Here is a 19,951-nt window from a genome sequence, read left to right on the forward strand (position 1 = left end):
GGTAATATGCAATTATCAGGTTTAGATAGTATTCTTAAGGAACTTGATGATGATCAAAAGGATGCTGTAACCACCACAGAAAAACCTCTTCTTGTTATAGCAGGTCCTGGATCAGGTAAAACAAGAGTCATAACATATAGATTTGCGTACATAGTCCTATCTGGCAAAGCTTCACCTCAACAGATACTATGTGTAACTTTTACAAACAAAGCAGCTAACGAAATGAAAAATCGAATATCAAAATTAACAGGGGTTTCACTAGATGAAACAAACTGGTGGATAAAGACCTTTCATTCTTTGGGTTTGTCCATAATAAAAGAAAACTACGAAGAACTAGGATTAAAAAAAGGATTTGTAGTATATGATTCTGAAGATCAAAAAAGAGTAGTAAAAGCAATAATGGGAAAAACACTATTCGGAGAATTATCTCCTGAAAGAGTATCTGATATCATTAATAACATAAGATATGGATATGATACCTATGAAACATTTGGAGACACAATCAAGGAGATAGTTATTGAGTACGAAAAAACTTTAAGGTTGAATAATGCTGTTGATTTCACAGATTTAATAATTCTTCCATATAAACTTCTCAAAGAAAACGAAAATCTGAGAAACTCGTACAAAAGACGATGGAAATACATTATGGTTGATGAATTTCAAGACACTGACCCTATACAGTATGAATTAATTAAATTACTACTAAACGAAGAAAGAAATATTTGTGTCGTAGGTGATGATGATCAATCCATATATAGTTGGCGAGGAGCCAAAGTCGAAAATATTAGAAACTTTGACAAAGACTTTCAAGACTGTAAAGTGGTAATACTCAAAACAAATTATAGATCAACAGACGAAATAATAAAACTCTCGAATATTATTGCATCAAACATGCTCTTTAGAAGAGACGAAAAAGTAATAAGAGGAACTGGAAAACGAGATAAAATACCAATGTTTATCGAAACCTATGAACAACGCAAAGAAGCAAAAATAGTAGTTGATCTTATAGAATCTTTCATTAAGAGAGGATACAAACCAAAAGATATTGCAGTATTGTACAGAGTTAACTACCTATCAAGATTGATAGAAGAAGAGCTAATCAAGAAAAAAATTCCATACAAAATATACTCTGGTGTAGCATTTTATGAAAGGGCAGAGGTTAAAGATATACTTGCATATCTAAGGTTTTATATCAACAAAAACGACTTTGTAAGCTTCTCAAGAATAATAAACATACCCAAAAGAGGAATAGGAAAAGCAACTATAGAAAAAATACTAGAATATTCTCTCCAAAATGGTAAAGATTTACTGCAAAGTCTCATAGAACTAAAAGAAAAATTACTAATTACCCAGGAAATATCAGATTTTACCGAATGTATGAAAATTTTAGGCGAAGATGAGAAACTATATGAAAGAGTACGAAAGCTTTTAAAACATATTAAATACTACGCTTATCTAGAGCAAACCTATCAAAACCATGAAGAAAGGATAGATAATATTGAAGAACTCATAAGAGCAATACAAAGTTTTGAAAATGAAGGTGGTAAAACTTTTGAAGAGTTTTTGGAGAAAGTAACACTTATGACTAACACAGATGAAGTTGATGAAACCAAAAACTATGTATCACTCATGACATTACACGTATCTAAAGGACTCGAATTTCCAATAGTATTTATATTTGGTGCTGTAGATGGTATAATACCTCACTTAAAAAACATACACAACCAATCACTCCTTGATGAAGAAAGAAGGCTTTTCTATGTAGGAATAACAAGAGCCAAAAACATACTCATAATAACATCTAACATAAATACAAGGTTAAGCGGATCAAGAAGTTTGATTTCTTCACCATCTAGATTTATCGATGAACTACCAACTAACGTTATAGAAATTTTGAAAATCTAATTTACATTTCAGAAATTAATCTAATTCCCACACTAACGCCATTAACGATTCCAAATTCAGCATATCCATCAAACATAATCTTTTCGAAATCAATCTTCGAAAAAAATCTTAAGTTAAGATAGTTACCAACCCTAAAAGTGTTACCAATCCCCATTTCAAAATTTTTGTCTACTCTATAAGAAACCAAAAAACTCAAGTACGGCACAAACCAAAAACTATTAACATCAACATCTAGAAATGTAATAGGGTAAAAAATAAAATTACCCCAGTAAATCAATAATCCGCCCAAAATAGTAAAAGTATTCATAGTGAATCTAAAAGGAATAAAATCAGTTGAATACACTCCAAAACCAATGTCTTTAAGAGAAATTATATACCTCACATCCTTTAGAATATCTCCAACCGAGTATGGTTCCAATAAAAATATCACATCCTTATAATCTAGAATATAGTTAAAAGACAACTTAGTCATAATTCCTATCCTAGCAAGATCCAGAAGCCTATAGTTAAGCAAGTTTGAATATAGCAAAATCTTTCCTGAAGAAATATACTCCTGTATATAACCAGTATAGGTGTATACTGGAATGCCAAAAGTTCCTACAAACTCTAAACCAAATGAAAAAACTTCATTGTGTTTATAAAAAATATCTGAATATATTGTTTCACTCTTATACTTTAAATCAGTATATAAATATCTGTTTGTCGATACTGATAACAAAATTTCATATTTTCTTTCCAAATAAGAAAAAGCATAAGTGCTTAAGATTATCATAACAATTTCTAAAAACAATACTTTTAGCTTTAACATACGTAATAATTATATTCAATGAAAAAAAGATGACGTTTCAAAAAAACACTTTTCTAATTACGGTTGTTTCTTACATCTTAAATATTAAGATGTTTATGAATAATACTTTTTAAAATACTAATAAGTTATAAAAATCGAGTAAAAGCACTTTTTGAATACTATACAGTTTTAACAATACCTATTACCACCTAACCATCTGTGGTTTGTTTTGAAAAAATTTGATTTGTTCCGTATAATTAATGTATGAGAGTAATATTCATCTTATTATTGGTATACCTGAGTTTAAATGCATTTAGTAATGAACTTTTAGATAAAGGAAGAAACCATTATTACTCAGGTAATTTTGAGATGGCCAAAGTATTCTTAGAACGTGCTTACAAATCAATAACAAACGACGAAATAATACTAATGCTTGGAAACTCTTATTTAGCAACTAAAGACTATAAAAAGGCTCTTGAGATATTCAAAACAGGAACGATGTTTAGTTCTAGAGACTGGATCTTTGAGTTTAACTTAGCTTATCTATACTACGTAAGCGGGGATTTCAGTAATTCCGTTAAGCACTTTATTTCAGTCAGAGATAAGAACCCTAAATTTCCAAAAACCTACTGGTTTGGAGGAATGTCCTCTATTATGTTGCTAGATGTTGACACTACTATATCTCTATGGGAAGATTACCTAAGGTTAGCACCAAATGGTGAAGAATCTGATAACATACGAAAAGCATTAGAACTACTAAAAACATCAGGTACTAACGCAATCCCAGAAATAGTAGCAAAATCTAAAGATACCTCAGACAATATCGAAGAACTAATAAAAGGTATTGAAAACGGATTTGAAATAAAATCAGAAAAGAGACAAATAGAAGATACATCCCTTGAAGAAATCGAGAAATAGATTATAACTCAGATATATGAACTTCTTCAATATTTATATTGTTGCCAAGTATTATTTCTGAAACCTGTTTCGTTCTTTCAGACAAGTCCGTAACAAAAAATTCTTCAAACCTCCCAATTCCATCTGATAACAAATTCATACTTTCTAAAACTCCCTTTAGTTTCATAGCGGCACATCTTCCAGGATCTATCATATTAATATTACCCATAAACTCATTTATCTCTCTTTCTATAAGTGGATAATGAGTACATCCCATGATTAGGCTATCAATCTTACCCTTAAATTCACTCAGGTAGTGTTTTATGGCATTCTCAAGAGAAAGGTAAATATAAGAATTCTTATCGATAAAAGCACCTTCTTCTACCAAAGGTACAAACAAAGGACATGCTTTACTAAAAACCTTTATACCTTTATCAACAGAAGATACTTTTGACGCAAAAACACCTGACTTTACGGTTCTAATTGTACCTATTATAAGGATACTACTTGGTGGATTATTTGCTACAAATTCAACAGTAGGTTCTATAACATCAATTATTGGTAAATCAAACATTTGCTTCAAAGCTGGTACAGCAACTGAAGATGCTGAATTACAAGCAATGACTATTGCTTTAACATTTTTACTCACTAGAAACTTAGAATTTTGAATTGAAAATCTGATAATAGCTTCTTCTGATTTATCACCATATGGTAAATGCTTAGTATCTCCTAGATAAATTATAGACTCTCTAGGAAGAAGCCTTCTTATTTGATTTAGAACTGTTAAGCCACCTACACCTGAATCAAAAACACCTATAGGTCTTCTATCCATACGTAAAGGCACTCCTTATACGAGAAAAAACTCAAACACAAGGCAATTATCGCTATATCATAAAAAACAAATACTTTTACTTACAACATAAAACCGTCCCCAAATGTACGGAAAACTCTAACTAAAATTTTTCCAATGATATCCAAATATCCAAATAAATTACGTCGGAAATTCATATAACACAACTCTAAAAAAATAAAAATCAACAATACTAAACAATTAAACATTGTACATCTATAACAGAAAAAAAATTGAAAAAAATGTATACTAATACGATATAATATACTATGAGAGGAGAGTTAATGGACATATACATAATGGGCAACAAAGTTGACTATAAAATAGAAAACGAAAAAACAATAAAAGATATAATCGACAGTATCTTCGAAATAGTCAACAATTATGGGCATTCAATAACAGAAATTAAAGTCGATGGTAAAGTGTTTAGCATAGACGATCCTACTTTACAAGAAATAGTAATTGATGATGTAGATAATCTTGAAATAGAAACCGCTTCTTACTTTGAAATTTCAAGTGCTCTTATATATTCACTACAACTATACATAAAATCGCTAAAAAATGTTATTGAGAAAAATAATCTCGATTTCGCAACATTTGATCAAGCTAAATCCTGGATAAGCGATGTCCTAACAACGCCTATAAATACACTTTTCATATTTTCTCCAAAATCAGAGTATATAACCAAAAGAGATGAAATAGTTAGGTTTATATCGTCTTTCACATATAATGACTTCTCAAATCCCGCTAGAAAACAAGAATTCCAAAACAAAATAAACGAACTAGAAATACTTTTAAAAGACATAATGGGTGTTCTTGAAAAAATATCTGAGGAAGGTAATGTATTTTTCGATACTAGCATCGACAACGATCTATCAAATATGTTAAGACTTCTTGATGACATTCCGTTAAAACTCCAGCTTGGTAAGGAAGTAGAAGCATTACAAGATATAGACGAATTTTCGGAAACTTTTCTAGAGCTAATAGAATTCTTGAGATACATTATTTCCAACTCAAACAGCAGAATTTTCTCTCAAAATAAAGAAACCTTTAACTTTTCTAGATTCGAAAACATAACATCGATTATAGAAGAGATAATAAACAGTATTCAAAACAAAGACTATGTATCTGTAAGTGATCTAATGTCTTATGAGCTTAAACCTTTGGTAGAAGAGTTACAGAAATTTATAAAAGATATTAGGGAAAGAGCACTTAAACAAATATCTGAAAACTAAACTATTCTCTTATCTGCCCTTCACCGTAAACTATCCATTTATCAGTTGTCAACTCAAGCAATCCCATAGGCCCTCTAGCATGAAACTTGTGAGTACTTATTCCTATCTCTGCACCTAAACCAAACTCTCCACCATCTGTAAACCTGGTAGATGCATTTACCATAACAGTAGAAGAATCTACTTCTGATACAAATTTATTAGCCTCAAAATAATCTCGAGTTACAATTGCTTCAGTATGACCAGAACTATACTTTCTTATATGCCTTATAGCTTCTTCAGTATTCCCAACTATTTTAACATTCATAATATAATCTAGATATTCCACATAATAATCATCTTCAGTAGCAATATCCATATCCATAATTTTTCTAGACTCTTCACATCCTTTAAGTTTAACGTTCGCTTTCACAAGAGCTTCCAATAACTCTCTTTTGTAAGGATACTCTTTATGTATCAACAATGTTTCTGCCGCATTGCATACCGAAGGCCTCTGCGCTTTGGAGTTAACAACTATTCTTTCAGCCATTCCCTTGTCAGCACTTTTATCAACATATACGTGACAGACACCTTTTTCCTGTCTCAAAACGGGCATCTTAGCTTTTTCAACAACACTCTTTATCAATCCTTCACTACCTCTAGGTATTACTACATCTATATATTCATCCAATTTTAGAAATTCATCCACAACTTCATGCTCCCTTTTATCAACATACTGTATAACGTCTTTAGGTAAATCTGCCTTCTCAAGAGAAAATGATATCAAATTCGAAAGAGCAATATTTGTATTATATGATTCACTACCACCTCTCAATATACCAGAATTACCACTTTTGATTATAAGAGTCGCAGCATCAACAGTTACATTAGGTCTCGCTTCGTAGATCATCAATATAGTGCCTATAGGTACTCTAACTTTACTTACTATCATCCCATTAGGTCTCCTCGAGCTATAAACAATTTTACCAACTGGATCGTCAAGTAGTATTATAGTATTTATTGCTTCTACAATAGAGTTTATTCTTTTTTCATTCAACACAACTCTATCGACAAGAGATTCAGGTCTTCCTTTACTTCTTGTAAACTCTACATCTTTTTTATTTTCTTGTATAAGAAAGTCTTCATTCTCAGAGATACTTTTCGAAATTAATGAAAGAACATAGTTTTTTTGTTTGGTGGTAGCTTTAGAAATAACTCTAAAAGCCTCTTTTGACTTAATACCTATTTCCCTAGCATAATCAGATATAATCATACAACCTCCTATTCAAAAACCACGTTACTTAGAAACTCAAAGTACCCATATCTTTACTAAATATCACAATTAAAATATCCAAAACCATACTCTCAACTAACAAAATATCGAATCGCAATAGTTACAAAAACTTATTTATGCATATCAACTCATTCATAAGCTTATCCTTATAAGATAATACATCTATCATTCACTCTAGCCAATTTTGTAGTGTTTTCTTACTTTTTTAATTATGTTCCATTTACATTCAGTACCAGACTTAAACTTTACCATATCACCTGCCGAAAACCTAACTTTATCTCCGTTAGATAATTCTACTTCAACTTCTCCTTCAACTAGATAAAATTGTTCATCTTCATCATAAAACCAATCGAATGTACTAGGCCCCTTCTCCCATATTGGCCACTCACTAGCTCTTCTTATCTCTTCATCTGAGGGTTTCCATATCTTAACTCTTTCCATAGCTCCCCCACAAACAGAAATAATAATCAAACACTACTTCCAAATTCAAGAATTTCAAACAAAAATATTCCTGGCATTGGTATCAACTGAAAACTATATAGATCACTACATTTAAGACTCTGAAAAAAGCAAAGAAATAAAACATGTAAAAGTTTTTAAGGGTGTTATAAACACCCTTTTCAATAAAAGTTATTTTTAGAAACTAAACATAATGTATCCCACTATACTCCCCGACAATGCATAACCTAAATTGAGTTCCAGATTGTCGATAGGCACTACCGAAAATCCCACTATAAAATTATAAGAAAGGTTACTTAAATCACAGTACAAATCAGTTTCAAAATACAAAGATAAGGGTAATCGTACTATTTCCTGCAACCATAACACAGGAGCAATTATTCCATTAATACCTGGTGAAGGTAGAATATCCACTCCTAAGTTAACTTCAACATCAAGTACATCCCTAAGTAAACCCAATCCTGTATGATACCCAATACCTAAATTGAATTCACCGCTATACCCCAAAAATAAACTTAGAATATTATACTTCAGTATTTCTAGTCCTCCTAAGTCATATCTAGGCATCATCGAAAGCCCTAACCACTCTAATTGATTCTCTTGAATTAATACTTTTGAAAAGCTAAACTGGAAATCAACTCCCTTTAATACACCTATAGCACCCATAAAATCCACTGTAGCACTAAGAGTATTGAAAGTAATATCAAAAGAGGGCCCTATAGATATTCCATCAGAGACCTCAGTATATGCTCCAAACGAAGCTGCAAATGAAAGAGTACCTATTAATATTATTATGATAGAAAAAATTATGATCCATATCCCCTTCATATGGATATACCTCCCTTAGTTTCGTAATTATAATGAACTTTTTACTTGAAAAACAATATTTCAACAACTCTAAACACTTTCTAATCACATAGAAGACAAAACTCATCAACATCTCCAAAGATTACATCAATTAAGATTATTAGTCTATAAACTTTAAATAATCTATACAAAATCATTGATAGATACTTGTTATATAGGATATTGTATTGCTGACGTTCTCAATTATGTTTTTTATAGAACTTCTAGTTGATGATATTGCTATCACTATGTCTTCATAGTACTTCTTAAGTTTCTTATAGTTTAGGTATATATCATCAAGTCTTTTATTCACCTCGCTTGAGAATTCAGGCATAATATAAACCATTTTATTGACTTCTTCTAAACTCCTTGACATATTTTCCGCTATGTTTAAAATTAACTCAAATCTTTCAAGTATAGTAGTAGTAGTTTTCGATATATTTTTAAGGCTAGTTTCTATTTCTATAAAAGACATAACTAATGTTTTTATCATATACTCGCTAAATTCTGCCTTACTATCTAGTTCTTTGATAAAATTCTTAATTGAATTAACATTAGTTGATATTACATCGGAAAACTTTTTAGCCTGCTGGGAAAGTTTTGAAAAAGACGTTCCCTTACTACCAAGTTTTGATGCCTCAACACTTATATTTATAGATAGTATTGAGGACTGATCTGATATGTCGCTAAATACTTTGAGATTTTCAGAAAGGTTCTTTGCACTTGCTCTTAGCTCCTTTATTGACTTTGATACCCCCATTACAGACCTCTCACTATCAAGAGACAATTTAACTAGAGACATTATGTTAGTGTTTATCTCACCAATCAATTGTTTTATGTTATTAATTTCAGAAAGGTTATTAGTAAACTCTCTAGAAAGAGATGGCACATTTTCGAATAACCTGTTTATCTTGTCTTTATAATCCAATATTACTTTCTGAGTAAACTCAACCAAAGGCCCCATTTCATTTATTGACATAGAAATATCTCTAACAATATCATCCAATTTTGCTCTCTCAATCTTATCTCTACTTATTTCTAGATCAGCACTACACGTGTTAAATCTTTCTTTTAATACTTCAAACTTTTCTACCATCTTACTTATTTTATTCTCTTTTTCTAGCAAAACTCTTGTTATATCATTATTTATATTGTCTACTTCTTTAGAGTAAAACGACAATATTAATATATATGACATTATAGATGAAAACACTAAAATCAATACGACTATAAACGTATATATCGATGTTATATCTCTAACTGACATTATATCAACTACACTTACCAGTAAAACACCTAACGTACTAAATATAGACAAGGTAACTACAATTCTCTTGAATTCGTTTCTATACTCGGAGCTTACAGAATAAAAAATAGTATACAAAGCTATATAAATAGCACCTAAGAAAAACAACATATTTATTCCAGATATAGTATCAATCAAACCAACTATAATGAAAATTAACACTAATATAATATCAAACTTTCGTATGTTTGCACTTTGTAAAACATTTGCCATAAGTGTAACAATAGCAAACCATACAATAAGAAAGTATTTTGAAATACCCAATGGAATATAGGAAACAGCAACGATAACCAGCGATAGTAAGTAGTAATATCTTACGAATAACAATATATTGTTAGTTATACCTTTAAACGACCTAAAAGTTTTCAGGATATAAAACCCTATACCGGCATAAAATAATGACATTAACAAGCTTAACGAAAGTAATATCATGTTTAAATGTTATACTTAAAACAAATTTCCCATCAAATTAAAATTTTGGAGCTTATACAAAAGAAAAAGTACAACCTAAAGTAATAATCTAGATTCCCCAAACAAAGGTTTTAGATACTTAAAAATTGCTGTAGCTTATTATGTTAAAAACACAATTTTCAGATCTTTGTAAGTTACTTAAATTGAATTATATTAGATCTTTGCTTATAATTTATCAAACAAGGAGTGTCAAAATGCCAAAAAGTTCTAAAAATGATGAGATACTAACCTGTTCATTTTGTGGTAAAGCTTCTGAAAATATCAGAATAATAAAGGGAGAAAATGCTAACATTTGTGAAGAATGTGTAAAAGTATGTAATTTTATACTCGAAAACGAAAACAAAACAGTCACACCCACGAAGATAATAAAAAGATCTATTAAACCGGCTGAAATAAAGAAAATATTAGACCAATATATAATAGGACAAGATCATGCAAAGAAGATATTATCTGTTGCCGTCTACAATCACTATAAGAGGCTTATATCCGAAGAAATAGGCTTTGGAGGAGATGTAGAAATAGAAAAAAGTAACATAATGATGATAGGTCCTACTGGTAGTGGTAAAACATATATGGCGAGAACGCTAGCTAAAATACTTGATGTTCCTTTTGCTATAGCAGATGCTACAACACTAACTGAAGCTGGATACGTAGGAGATGACGTTGAGAATGTACTTCTGAGACTAATACTCAACGCAGGAAATGGTGAAATAACAGATGAAGCAATTCAAAAAGCACAAATGGGTATAGTCTATATCGATGAAATTGACAAAATATCTAGAAAAAGCGAAAGTCCTTCAATAACAAGGGATGTTTCAGGCGAAGGAGTACAACAAGCGTTACTAAAATTAATGGAAGGAACCATAGCATCAGTACCCCCCCAGGGTGGCAGAAAACATCCAAACCAGAAAGTAATATATATCGACACCAGAAATATACTTTTCATAGTTGGGGGAGCTTTTGTAGGACTTGAAGACATAATAAGAAGAAGATTAGGAAAACACAAAATAGGCTTTATTGGTGAAGGAAAAAAAGAGATAGAAAGCGATAATATACTCAGCCAAGTACTTCCAGAGGATCTTATAAAGTTTGGCATGATACCTGAATTTATAGGTAGAACTCCAGTTATAGCAATATTTAACGAATTAACAGATGAAGAACTCAAAAGAATATTAGTTGAACCCAAAAATGCTATAATAAAACAGTATCAAAAACTTTTCGAATATGAAGGAGTCGATTTAATTTTCACAGATGATGCTCTTGAAGAAATAGTGAAACTTGCAAAAGTCAGAAAAACCGGTGCCAGAGGTTTAAGAAGTATAATAGAAGACATAATGCTTAATGTAATGTTTGAAATACCATCTATGGAAGGCGTCAAAGAGTGCATAATTGATAAAGAAGTTGTAGCCAAACTTAAACATCCAAAACTCGTATTCCATGAAGAAAAACAAAAAAAGGCAAAATCCGCATAACAACATTGGAGGAATATAATGGAAGTAAAACTTATAGATTACTCTGCTTTACCACTTGAGAAATTATATGCTTCTTTCAGAACCTGTTATTCTCAAAAAACTCCTATAGAAATTTGGAACGATATTACAATTGGTGCTATACCTAAAGAGAAGATAGTTTCTTTCATTGAAGAAAGATTAAAAACGGGACATTCTTCTCCACTTGAACAGATAGTCTTTTGGTTTGCTGTCGCAGGAATATCAAGAAGCTGTTCACACCAACTCGTAAGACATCATATAGGTATAAGTTTCGAACAACAGTCTCAGAGATACGTAAAATACAAAGAAGATAAACTAGAGTTTATAACTCCAAAAACAATAAAGTCAAACCCAGAAATTTATGAAAAATATCAAGATGTAATGAGAGAAATAACCAAATTCTACCAATATGCTCTTCAGAAAGGAATACCAGCAGAAGACGCTAGGTTTGTGTTACCTAATGCTACACCAACTAATTTTCATATACTAGTAAACTTTAGAGAACTACAGCACATAGCAGACCTAAGATTATGTACAAGAGCACAGTGGGAAATAAGACAACTTGTTGCTAAAATGCGTAGTGAAGTAATAAAAGCAATACCTGAACTCGGTAAATTTCTTCAGCCCAAGTGTGGAGAATACAGACTAGGATACTGCGACGAAGACTATAAAGAATACCTCAAATGCCCTTTATCAAAAGTAAGACCTCACAAAGAAGACCTTTTTAAAATATATAACGATTATGTAAAATCAAACCAAGATAAATCAGAAGCAAAATCTCTAACAGATAATGAATTCAAAGTAATAGAAGAAAGAGATTATCCTAATGAAAACGAACTCTACTAAATCTAATTCAAGGGATTCATCAACAAATAATTCCACTACTCCCAATTAGTAAGAAATATCGTCTGAGCATATTCTAGCTTCTGAAATCACTAGGAACCTAAAATATATTCTCTAGATGTATGTAATTGTTAGTTAAATTTTGATATAGACCTTTTGGAGTATCATAAATACGGTATCTACACTATTCTATTTTCCCCTCATTTCATTAGCTAGTCTAACCATATTCTTGAGAGAAGGTATAACTTCATCCCATTTTCTCGTCTTGAGTCCACAATCAGGATTTATCCAGAAATTATTTGGATTGATGACTTTAAGTGATCTATCAACAATTTTTCTCATCTCATCAGGTTGAGGTATCTCTGGTGAATGAACATCATACACACCTAATCCTATTTGATGATCGTATTTAAATTTTTCAAATGATTCTAGTATATCTCCACCACTTCTAGTCGCTTCAATACTTATGACATCGGCATCAAGTTCATAAATCTTATCAATAATTTCACCAAATTCTGAATAACACATATGAGTATGTAATTGAACCTCGGGTGAGGCCTTAGATGCTAATCTAAATGCTTTTATTGACCAATCAAAATACTTTTGCCAATCTCTCCTTTTTATTGGTGCTTTCTCTCTAAAAGCTGGTTCATCTATTTGTATTATCTTTATATTGTTGTTTTCTAGCTCTTTAACTTCATTCAGTATAGCTAGTGCTATCTGGTACGCAACTTCACTTTCTGGAACGTCAGTCCTACCATAACTCCATGCAAGTATAGTAACAGGTCCTGTTATTATAGCCTTGACAGGTTTTTTAGTCAGACTTTGAGCATAAACAATTTCGTCAACAACCAAATTTACATCTCTGTAGACATCTCCATATATTATAGGCGCTCTATAAACTCTAGTACCATAAGACAAAACCCACCCATTTTCAGTTGTAGTAATCCCTTTGAGCTTTTCAGCAAAATATTCAACCATATCACTTCTTTCAAACTCACCGTGAACTAAAACATCAAGACCTATATCCTCTTGTATTTTGATAGCTTCTTCAATCTTCTTTTTTATAAAATCATCATATTCATGTCTCGATATCTCTCCTTTCTTATATTTCAATCTCATCTGCCTAACTTCTTCAGTTTGAGGAAAGCTACCTATTGTAGTTGTTGGAAACTTTGGCAACTTAAGCCAACTAGATTGAATTTTCACTCTTTCTCTGTAAGGCTTTGATCTTTTAAAATCCTCTTCTTTCAAATCTCTAACTCTTCTTTGAACTTCAGAATTAAACCACCAAGAATTATCAAATCTATACTCGTTCCATCTAACAACTTCTCTATTACCATTAATATAATCCCTTATGTAGTTTATCTCTTCAACTTTCTCCTTAGCAAATGCAAGCCTTTCCTTTATGGAAGGATGTAATTTGTTCTCAACTTCAACAGTATATGGCAAATGGTAAAGAGGAGCACCATTAGAAACCCATACTTCCTTAGCACCTAAAGTCAATACACTTTTTTGTATAAATTCAGAAACTTTTTCAATACTCTCTTTCCATACATTCCTACCACTAACAACTCCAGCAATTAAAACTTTATCCCTTAAACTCTGTTTGAGTTTTCCCAAAGCTCTCAAACTCCTGTCAGTATTACTAGTAAAATCAATACCAATACCATATACAGATGTCTCCAAAAGACATTTTAGAGTCTCCTCTTCAATATCATCGTAGTAGGTAATAACTACAATTCTGTGTATACTCGAAATTTTTGAATAAAATTTCTTCACAAACTCCTTCTCTAAATCATTCAACTCTAATACAAGTGCTGGTTCGTCCATATGTATAAAACTAACATTCTTGACCGCAAGTTCTGATATAATAGCTTCATAAGCACTTAAAACACCGTCATAGAACCTCAACAAGTTTTTAGCACCTTTTGATAGTTTTAGCAACGTAAAAGGGCCTACTAAAAATGGTATAGCACCAGTGGACGAATTTTTGTTGTACTCTTCTAAAGGTTTGTTCCAAACAAGAGAAAATTGAGTCTTATCATCAATATAAGGTACTACATAATGGTAGTTAGTATTAAACCATTTAGTTATTTCAAGAGCATTCTTACCCCTCACAAGGTCATAGTACTCTTTCCAAGAACTATGCTTTTTATAAATTCCAACCATTATGGAAGCATCAAGTATGTTATCATATCCAGTTATTTCACCCACAGGATAAAAGTCAGTTTTGTAGTTTGATATCATATCACTTTGGATATTATCTAACTCCTTTGAAAGAGTTTCGTCGTCTATTTTACCAGCCCAATATGCTTCAACGGATCTCTTGAATTCTCTATTTCTACCTATCCTTGGAAAACCATAGGCATAAGATTTAAACATCTCTGACCTCCAAAATTTTCTCATTATGGTAAATGAAATAGTACTTATATTTCCACCAAACTTAACTGAAAATTTATATTAGAGTTTGTTAAGAATTAACGTTTAAGAAGCTATTATTGCCTTGTAAAATATAGGCAGAAAATAACAAACGGGAAAGATATACATCAATTTTACCAAAAGTACTTCTACTTAGTGTTTCGCACAAGATCATCAAGGAGGCAAAATAATTTGAAGATGCCTAAGCTCTCCCAAAGGAAGGTAAAGCTAGGAATGGAGATACGAACTTGCAAGAGTACTGTTAGATGAGACAAGTGTTGTAAATGAGGTTATAATGTGAAATGTGAGAGTAGAAGATTAGATGGGGAAGAACTCAAACAGAGAGATTAGGATGGTTGTAGGACGTTTGACAAGGGTATTATAACCTAATGAGATGAAAATGATTTTGGATAGTAGTGATCTTGTTGAGAAGGTTCCGGAAAGGAGTAGATATAAGTGAGTGTGTAGTCATAGTCTATATAAAAAGAGTGTTAAGTTATTGAAGTTTATTAAGGAGTATAGGAGAATAGTATATACTGTTAGAGATAGTGTAAAAAACAAGATCAAGTATTCTTTGAGGAAGGAGTTTAAGAAGAATTTTAGGAATTACAGGTATCAATATTAAGTTGAGTAGGTTGTAGGTAATTTCAAAAAAATCTTTGTAAGATAGGTAGAAGTGAAGGATGTGGAAATGACTAGGAGTTTAAAGGTAATAGGTATACCAGATTTTGTAATGTTCGAGGAAGATAGAGGTAAAAATTTTTTTTGTTTTTGGTGCTTTTATTACACTTTAAAAAAATTATTCATAAGCATTACATACATTTTTTGAACATCTTCTATCTAACTTGATAAGATAGTATTAATTTTTTTAGAATTACCTCCAAAGTTTGGAGGTACTCTTGTAATGGCAAACATAAAGTCAAATGAGAAAAGAGCTAGACAAAGTAAGAAAAGGTATTTGAGAAATAAAGCTTGGAAAGAAAACGTAAAGAAGTTAAAGAAATCAATAGTAAAATATGTACTATCGGGTAAGATAAATACTTCTGAATTAAAGAAAATGCTTATACAGTACCAATCTCTAGTTGATAAAACTTATACTAAAAATGTTTTCAAGAAAAACAAGGTCGCAAGACTAAAGTCTAGGCTTTATCACTTTGTATCAAAACATGTAGACTTGAAGAAAGTAATGAGCAATTGATTTTCCGGGGCGTAGCTCAGATGGTTAGAGCGCATGCCTTGGGAGCATGAGGTCCCCGGTTCAAGTCCGGGCGCCCCGAAATTACATAACTTTGTCTAGCTTTAGCAATAAATTAAGTTCTCCCTTGAATCCTACAACTCTCGTTGCAGTACCCGTGTATATGGGTATTGTAGTTTTTGAGTCAATTAGCGAGTTATTTTCTACTACTATATTATTTTCAATCCTTGAATTATTTGTTATCTTAATTTTAGCAACTACAATATCTGAATTCTTTAGTTCAAGAGCATTTATCAAAACATAGCTATCAACATAAAAATCTTTACTAGTAAAAGGACGTAGAATAGTTATATTGCTTATTTCACTTCTAACGTCAACGTCTCCTAACGTAAAATTAAAAACCTTATAACTTATTTCGTTAGTAGTATCTACTTCGGGAAGTAGAGGTATAATAATATCTAGCAAAGTTTCCAAAAGTTGATTACTATCTTGAGTGGATTTCTGGCCATACTCATCCATACGAAATGTTATAACCAAGTTTGTTCGAGATATCATGTTATTGACATCCCTATCAATTCCAAACGAAGATTTAAAAGCAATATTGTCTATCACCATGTTAAACAATTTACCTCTAGCATCTTTCTGAACGAACACATTAACATTAGCAGTCAAAACTATCCTACCTGAAAATGATAGTAAAAAATAAGACAATACTCCATTACCATCTATTGTTAGCAAATAGCGATATACAAAACCTTCCTTATAGTCATATATATACCTAATTTCTTCCTTCTTTGGCGGAGTACAGGAAAACAAAACCAGACTAACAGAAAATACCACAACAACTAATCTCTTCATATCATTCTAATTATCTACGAAGAGGTTTATTTCAATCAATCTTTTCACATTCTAAGATAGAATCAAGTCTATTCGTTTTAAATCCACAAAAAATGCTTTGGTAAACTAGTATGCACAAGATGTGATTCTATGCACTTTACAAAATACCGGAGGATCTTGAATTTGTAAGGCATGTAAATTATATTATTCTTATAAATTTTCGAGGAGGATTTTATGAGATTTTACATAGTACTCACTGCGTTTTTTACAATTCTGTTAGTTTCATCATGCGGAATCAATTTCTTTTCCCCACTTGCTTCTAAAGATTATGGGGAAGCAAATCTATATCAATCAAGGAATCTAATAGATCAAGGAAGATATGCTGAATTTTTAAGTAATGCTGATAAATATCCTGCACAAGATCATGTGGTAGCCGCATTAGGTGCAATGGGGTTCGATCTTAAGATTCTAACCAACATAGCAGGTGGAAATAGTGGTAATAATCAAAGCCTATTACTAGGTTGGATTGATAAAGGTGATATAAATTATGTACTCGAATTGTCTTGGGGACTTACCAGACTTAAACAAGAAGGGATATCTGAATTTACCAAATCAGTCGTTCTATTGTTAGGAGGTTTAGCACAAGCAATGTTAGGTATAATGATATTAGCAGATTACGCTAATACTAATGCTATAAACACTCAAGATGGCATATCAGAGAATGAGCTTAGTATTTTATTATATTGGCTTTTGAATCCTGTTAATAATATAACAAACTTGTATAGAATAGTCGGAACAGATAGAGCAGGTAATACCTACTCTATATCAAAACTTATAGGTACAGGTACAACAAGCTTGTTAGTAGGAATTTCGGGTATGGTTGGGAATATAGATTTTAGTAGTGTTTCTAATATATTCTCTTCTTTGGATAGTAATAACGATGGGAATATAGATGATACCGAAGTTTCCAATTTAGTAGTACAATTCTTAAGTAATATGATAAGTAATTTATAGGGAGGTTTATATGATAAAAAGATCAATTATTTTCGGACTTCTAGTCATAGTATCGGTAAATGTATTTCCAGCTATAAACAATTATGAGCATATCTATTACTATGTTTCTCCATATTCCTACGGTATAGGCAAAGCAGTAAATTCTATAGATAATTTAGGTATCGATTCTTTCTTATTCAATCCTTCACTAGCTGAATCTAAGTTCGGTATAAAAGTAGCTTCTACTACTCTCATGTTAAATTCACATTCGCTGAATGTTCTAAGAGATTTAGGTAATGTACTAGGAGCAGACAACAATAAAATAATAGCATTTGCTATAGATCAAGTAGGAAAACCAATCAACTTTGGTATAGGATTGGGACTTGTGGGACTCAATATACCAATATTCGACCTTACTCTAGGAATAGGATTAATAAATTTGAGCATTACTCCTTTTTTGGAATTTCATAACCCATTATCAACAGCAGGATTTTTAGACTTAAGAGCAACTACTGTATTTAGTGCATACTTGGGTAGTGCATATTCTTTCAAAAGCATATCAACAGGTGATAATGAAATTGATAAATACCTAAGACAACTAACAGTGGGAGTCAACTTCAAACTCTACTTAGCAGGAGGATTGATCAAGAATTTTGGTATAGAAAACTTTATAAATAAAGACATAGATATTTCGGGAGAAACTATACTATCTAATTTACTCAGACCAAGAATCTCTTCTGATATAGGATTCTTATATAAGATAGTAACAGATGGAGAGAAAGGTGATAAGGGAAGAGTAAACATAGGGTTATCCATTAAGGATATAGGAGGAATAGTAGTAAACCAAGAGTTATTAACTCCAACTACTTTGAATATTGGGATATCCTATTTCTTTGATTTGTTTGATGTACTACTTAGTCCTATTTCTCTAAGAAAAAATTATGTGGCACTTGATTTTCACGATATCTTCTTCGTAAGAAGGGACAAAGATTTCTTCAAGAGAATACATATAGGAATCCATAGCGAAGTATTAAATATCAGTGACTTAATAGTGCTAAAACTAGGATTAGGACTAAATCAAGGATATCCTTCATTTAGTACTAGCCTAAAACTTTTATTTGCTGAGTTAACGTTTGCTGGATACACCGAAGAATTAGGCGTATATGCAGGACAAGATCCAGATACTAGATACATATTCTCGTTATCGCTAGGATATTAAATTTAAGGGGTATTATACCCCCTTTTTAAATCTATCAAACTTTTTGATAACTCATATATATCTTTAGGAGATAAATCTTCTATTCTGATATATTTGGGTATTCTAAATTTTGAGAGAATCTCTTCTATTAAATCTCTCTCCAAATTTGTTGCAATCCGAATTGAGTTGAGAATATTTTTCCTTCTATTAGCAAAAAGCAACTTGATAAAATCTACTGAATCCTGCGCTAATAAAAAGTTCTTTTTTCTTATATAAACCAAAACAGAATCAACAGACGGTGATGGGAAAAAACTACCTCTACCTACACTAAAAAGCTTTTCAATAATTTCGGAGTTCAACTGAGTAATTACCGACAAAAAAGAGTAATTTTCATTACTCGATTTTGCTGTTAATCTTTCAAAAAACTCTTTTTGAACCATAACAAAAATATCTTTTATAGGATACTCATAGAATACTTTTTTCAATATTTCACCACCAACATTATACGGTAAGTTTGAAACAAACACTACATCTTTAATCTCCCCAATAATATCTTGGGGAGATAGCTTCAAGAAGTCACCATTTATTATTTCAATTTTTTCTTGGAAATTGTAAAAAACAACTATGTTTTTCAATACATTTGATATACCTCTATCTATTTCGACCGTTATAACTTTACTGAAATTAGCAGCCAAAGGTATTGTTATTGAGCCTATTCCACTACCTACTTCCAAGATAGTTTTGTCCTTTGATATTCTTTCTCTTATAGACTTTACTATTTTATTAACAACATTCTTATCAAATAAGTAATTTTGTCCTCTACTAGATGAAAGGTATAGTTTGTTTTTCTCTAGAATATCTATTATACCTTTTGGAGAATATATATCCATACTTTAGAAGTAGTTTTACATTACCGATAATACTTAAAGCCGAGGTTTTGGGCAACGA

At 31.4% G+C, this 19,951-nt stretch carries 17 protein-coding genes and 1 tRNA gene; 9 read left to right on the plus strand and 9 right to left on the minus strand.

Annotation, left to right across the window (positions count from 1 at the left end):
* The first annotated feature begins 6 nt into the window (after positions 1-6).
* Positions 7-1,905 carry a UvrD-helicase domain-containing protein gene (locus N2712_01460; GenBank protein ID MCX8028647.1) on the plus strand — a complete coding sequence of 633 codons (1,899 nt, stop codon included), beginning with the start codon at positions 7-9 and terminating at the stop codon, positions 1,903-1,905.
* A gap of 1 nt (position 1,906) precedes the next feature.
* Here the strand turns inward: N2712_01460 and N2712_01465 are convergent, their stop codons facing one another.
* Positions 1,907-2,713 carry a hypothetical protein gene (locus tag N2712_01465; protein MCX8028648.1) on the minus strand — a complete coding sequence of 269 codons (807 nt, stop codon included), beginning with the start codon at positions 2,711-2,713 and terminating at the stop codon, positions 1,907-1,909.
* A 243-nt stretch (positions 2,714-2,956) separates the two neighbouring features.
* Between N2712_01465 and N2712_01470 the strand changes: the two genes are divergently transcribed.
* The gene (locus N2712_01470; GenBank protein ID MCX8028649.1) at positions 2,957-3,610 is read left to right on the plus strand and encodes a hypothetical protein; all 654 of its coding nucleotides are present in this window, start codon (positions 2,957-2,959) and stop codon (positions 3,608-3,610) included.
* A 1-nt stretch (position 3,611) separates the two neighbouring features.
* On the opposite strand, the gene murI is transcribed toward N2712_01470, so the two are convergent.
* The gene (gene murI / locus N2712_01475; protein MCX8028650.1) at positions 3,612-4,421 is read right to left on the minus strand and encodes a glutamate racemase; all 810 of its coding nucleotides are present in this window, start codon (positions 4,419-4,421) and stop codon (positions 3,612-3,614) included.
* 287 nt (positions 4,422-4,708) lie between these two features.
* On the opposite strand from murI, the gene N2712_01480 reads away from it, so the two are divergent.
* Positions 4,709-5,674 (plus strand): hypothetical protein, encoded by a 966-nt coding sequence (locus tag N2712_01480; GenBank protein MCX8028651.1) that lies wholly within the window; start codon positions 4,709-4,711, stop codon positions 5,672-5,674.
* A gap of 1 nt (position 5,675) precedes the next feature.
* Here the strand turns inward: N2712_01480 and N2712_01485 are convergent, their stop codons facing one another.
* The 4 genes from N2712_01485 to N2712_01500 all read right to left on the minus strand — a co-directional run bounded on the left by N2712_01485 (position 5,676) and on the right by N2712_01500 (position 9,987).
* Positions 5,676-6,923: a glutamate-5-semialdehyde dehydrogenase gene (locus N2712_01485; GenBank protein MCX8028652.1), complete on the minus strand. Its 1,248-nt coding sequence runs from the start codon at positions 6,921-6,923 to the stop codon at positions 5,676-5,678.
* Positions 6,924-7,118: 195 nt separating this feature from the next.
* A complete protein-coding gene (locus tag N2712_01490; GenBank protein ID MCX8028653.1) occupies positions 7,119-7,385 on the minus strand; it encodes a cupin domain-containing protein in 267 nt (88 codons plus the stop codon).
* Between the two features lie 195 nt (positions 7,386-7,580).
* Positions 7,581-8,231 (minus strand): hypothetical protein, encoded by a 651-nt coding sequence (locus tag N2712_01495; protein MCX8028654.1) that lies wholly within the window; start codon positions 8,229-8,231, stop codon positions 7,581-7,583.
* 172 nt (positions 8,232-8,403) lie between these two features.
* The gene (locus tag N2712_01500; protein ID MCX8028655.1) at positions 8,404-9,987 is read right to left on the minus strand and encodes a methyl-accepting chemotaxis protein; all 1,584 of its coding nucleotides are present in this window, start codon (positions 9,985-9,987) and stop codon (positions 8,404-8,406) included.
* 233 nt (positions 9,988-10,220) lie between these two features.
* Here N2712_01500 and clpX point away from each other — a divergent pair, with 233 nt between their 5' ends.
* Together clpX and thyX are read left to right on the plus strand one after the other, a co-directional pair.
* Positions 10,221-11,498, plus strand: a complete 1,278-nt coding sequence (gene clpX / locus N2712_01505; protein ID MCX8028656.1) for an ATP-dependent Clp protease ATP-binding subunit ClpX — start codon at positions 10,221-10,223, stop codon at positions 11,496-11,498.
* An 18-nt stretch (positions 11,499-11,516) separates the two neighbouring features.
* Complete coding sequence (gene thyX, locus N2712_01510) at positions 11,517-12,362, plus strand: FAD-dependent thymidylate synthase (protein MCX8028657.1); 846 nt, start codon at positions 11,517-11,519, stop codon at positions 12,360-12,362.
* A gap of 186 nt (positions 12,363-12,548) precedes the next feature.
* Here the strand turns inward: thyX and metE are convergent, their stop codons facing one another.
* Entirely contained in the window at positions 12,549-14,744 is a 2,196-nt protein-coding gene (gene metE, locus N2712_01515; protein ID MCX8028658.1) for a 5-methyltetrahydropteroyltriglutamate--homocysteine S-methyltransferase, read from the minus strand.
* A 940-nt stretch (positions 14,745-15,684) separates the two neighbouring features.
* Between metE and rpsT the strand changes: the two genes are divergently transcribed.
* Both rpsT and N2712_01525 read left to right on the plus strand, forming a co-directional pair.
* A complete protein-coding gene (gene rpsT / locus N2712_01520) occupies positions 15,685-15,978 on the plus strand; it encodes a 30S ribosomal protein S20 (protein ID MCX8028659.1) in 294 nt (97 codons plus the stop codon).
* 5 nt (positions 15,979-15,983) lie between these two features.
* Positions 15,984-16,057: transfer RNA gene (locus tag N2712_01525), tRNA-Pro, on the plus strand.
* A 2-nt stretch (positions 16,058-16,059) separates the two neighbouring features.
* Here the strand turns inward: N2712_01525 and N2712_01530 are convergent.
* On the minus strand, positions 16,060-16,833 hold the full coding sequence (locus tag N2712_01530; protein MCX8028660.1) for a hypothetical protein: 774 nt from the start codon (positions 16,831-16,833) through the stop codon (positions 16,060-16,062).
* A gap of 213 nt (positions 16,834-17,046) precedes the next feature.
* Here N2712_01530 and N2712_01535 point away from each other — a divergent pair, with 213 nt between their 5' ends.
* Positions 17,047-17,826, plus strand: coding sequence for a hypothetical protein (locus N2712_01535; GenBank protein ID MCX8028661.1), 780 nt, complete (start codon positions 17,047-17,049; stop codon positions 17,824-17,826).
* A gap of 10 nt (positions 17,827-17,836) precedes the next feature.
* Positions 17,837-19,024, plus strand: a complete 1,188-nt coding sequence (locus N2712_01540) for a DUF3570 domain-containing protein (protein MCX8028662.1) — start codon at positions 17,837-17,839, stop codon at positions 19,022-19,024.
* Between the two features lie 2 nt (positions 19,025-19,026).
* Here N2712_01540 and rsmA read toward each other — a convergent pair whose 3' ends face one another.
* Positions 19,027-19,893 carry a 16S rRNA (adenine(1518)-N(6)/adenine(1519)-N(6))-dimethyltransferase RsmA gene (gene rsmA / locus N2712_01545; protein ID MCX8028663.1) on the minus strand — a complete coding sequence of 289 codons (867 nt, stop codon included), beginning with the start codon at positions 19,891-19,893 and terminating at the stop codon, positions 19,027-19,029.
* Between the last annotated feature and the right edge of the window lie 58 nt (positions 19,894-19,951).

The sequence above is a fragment of the Brevinematales bacterium genome, from assembly GCA_026415355.1.
In the GTDB taxonomy this organism is placed as follows: domain Bacteria; phylum Spirochaetota; class Brevinematia; order DTOW01; family DTOW01; genus SKYB106.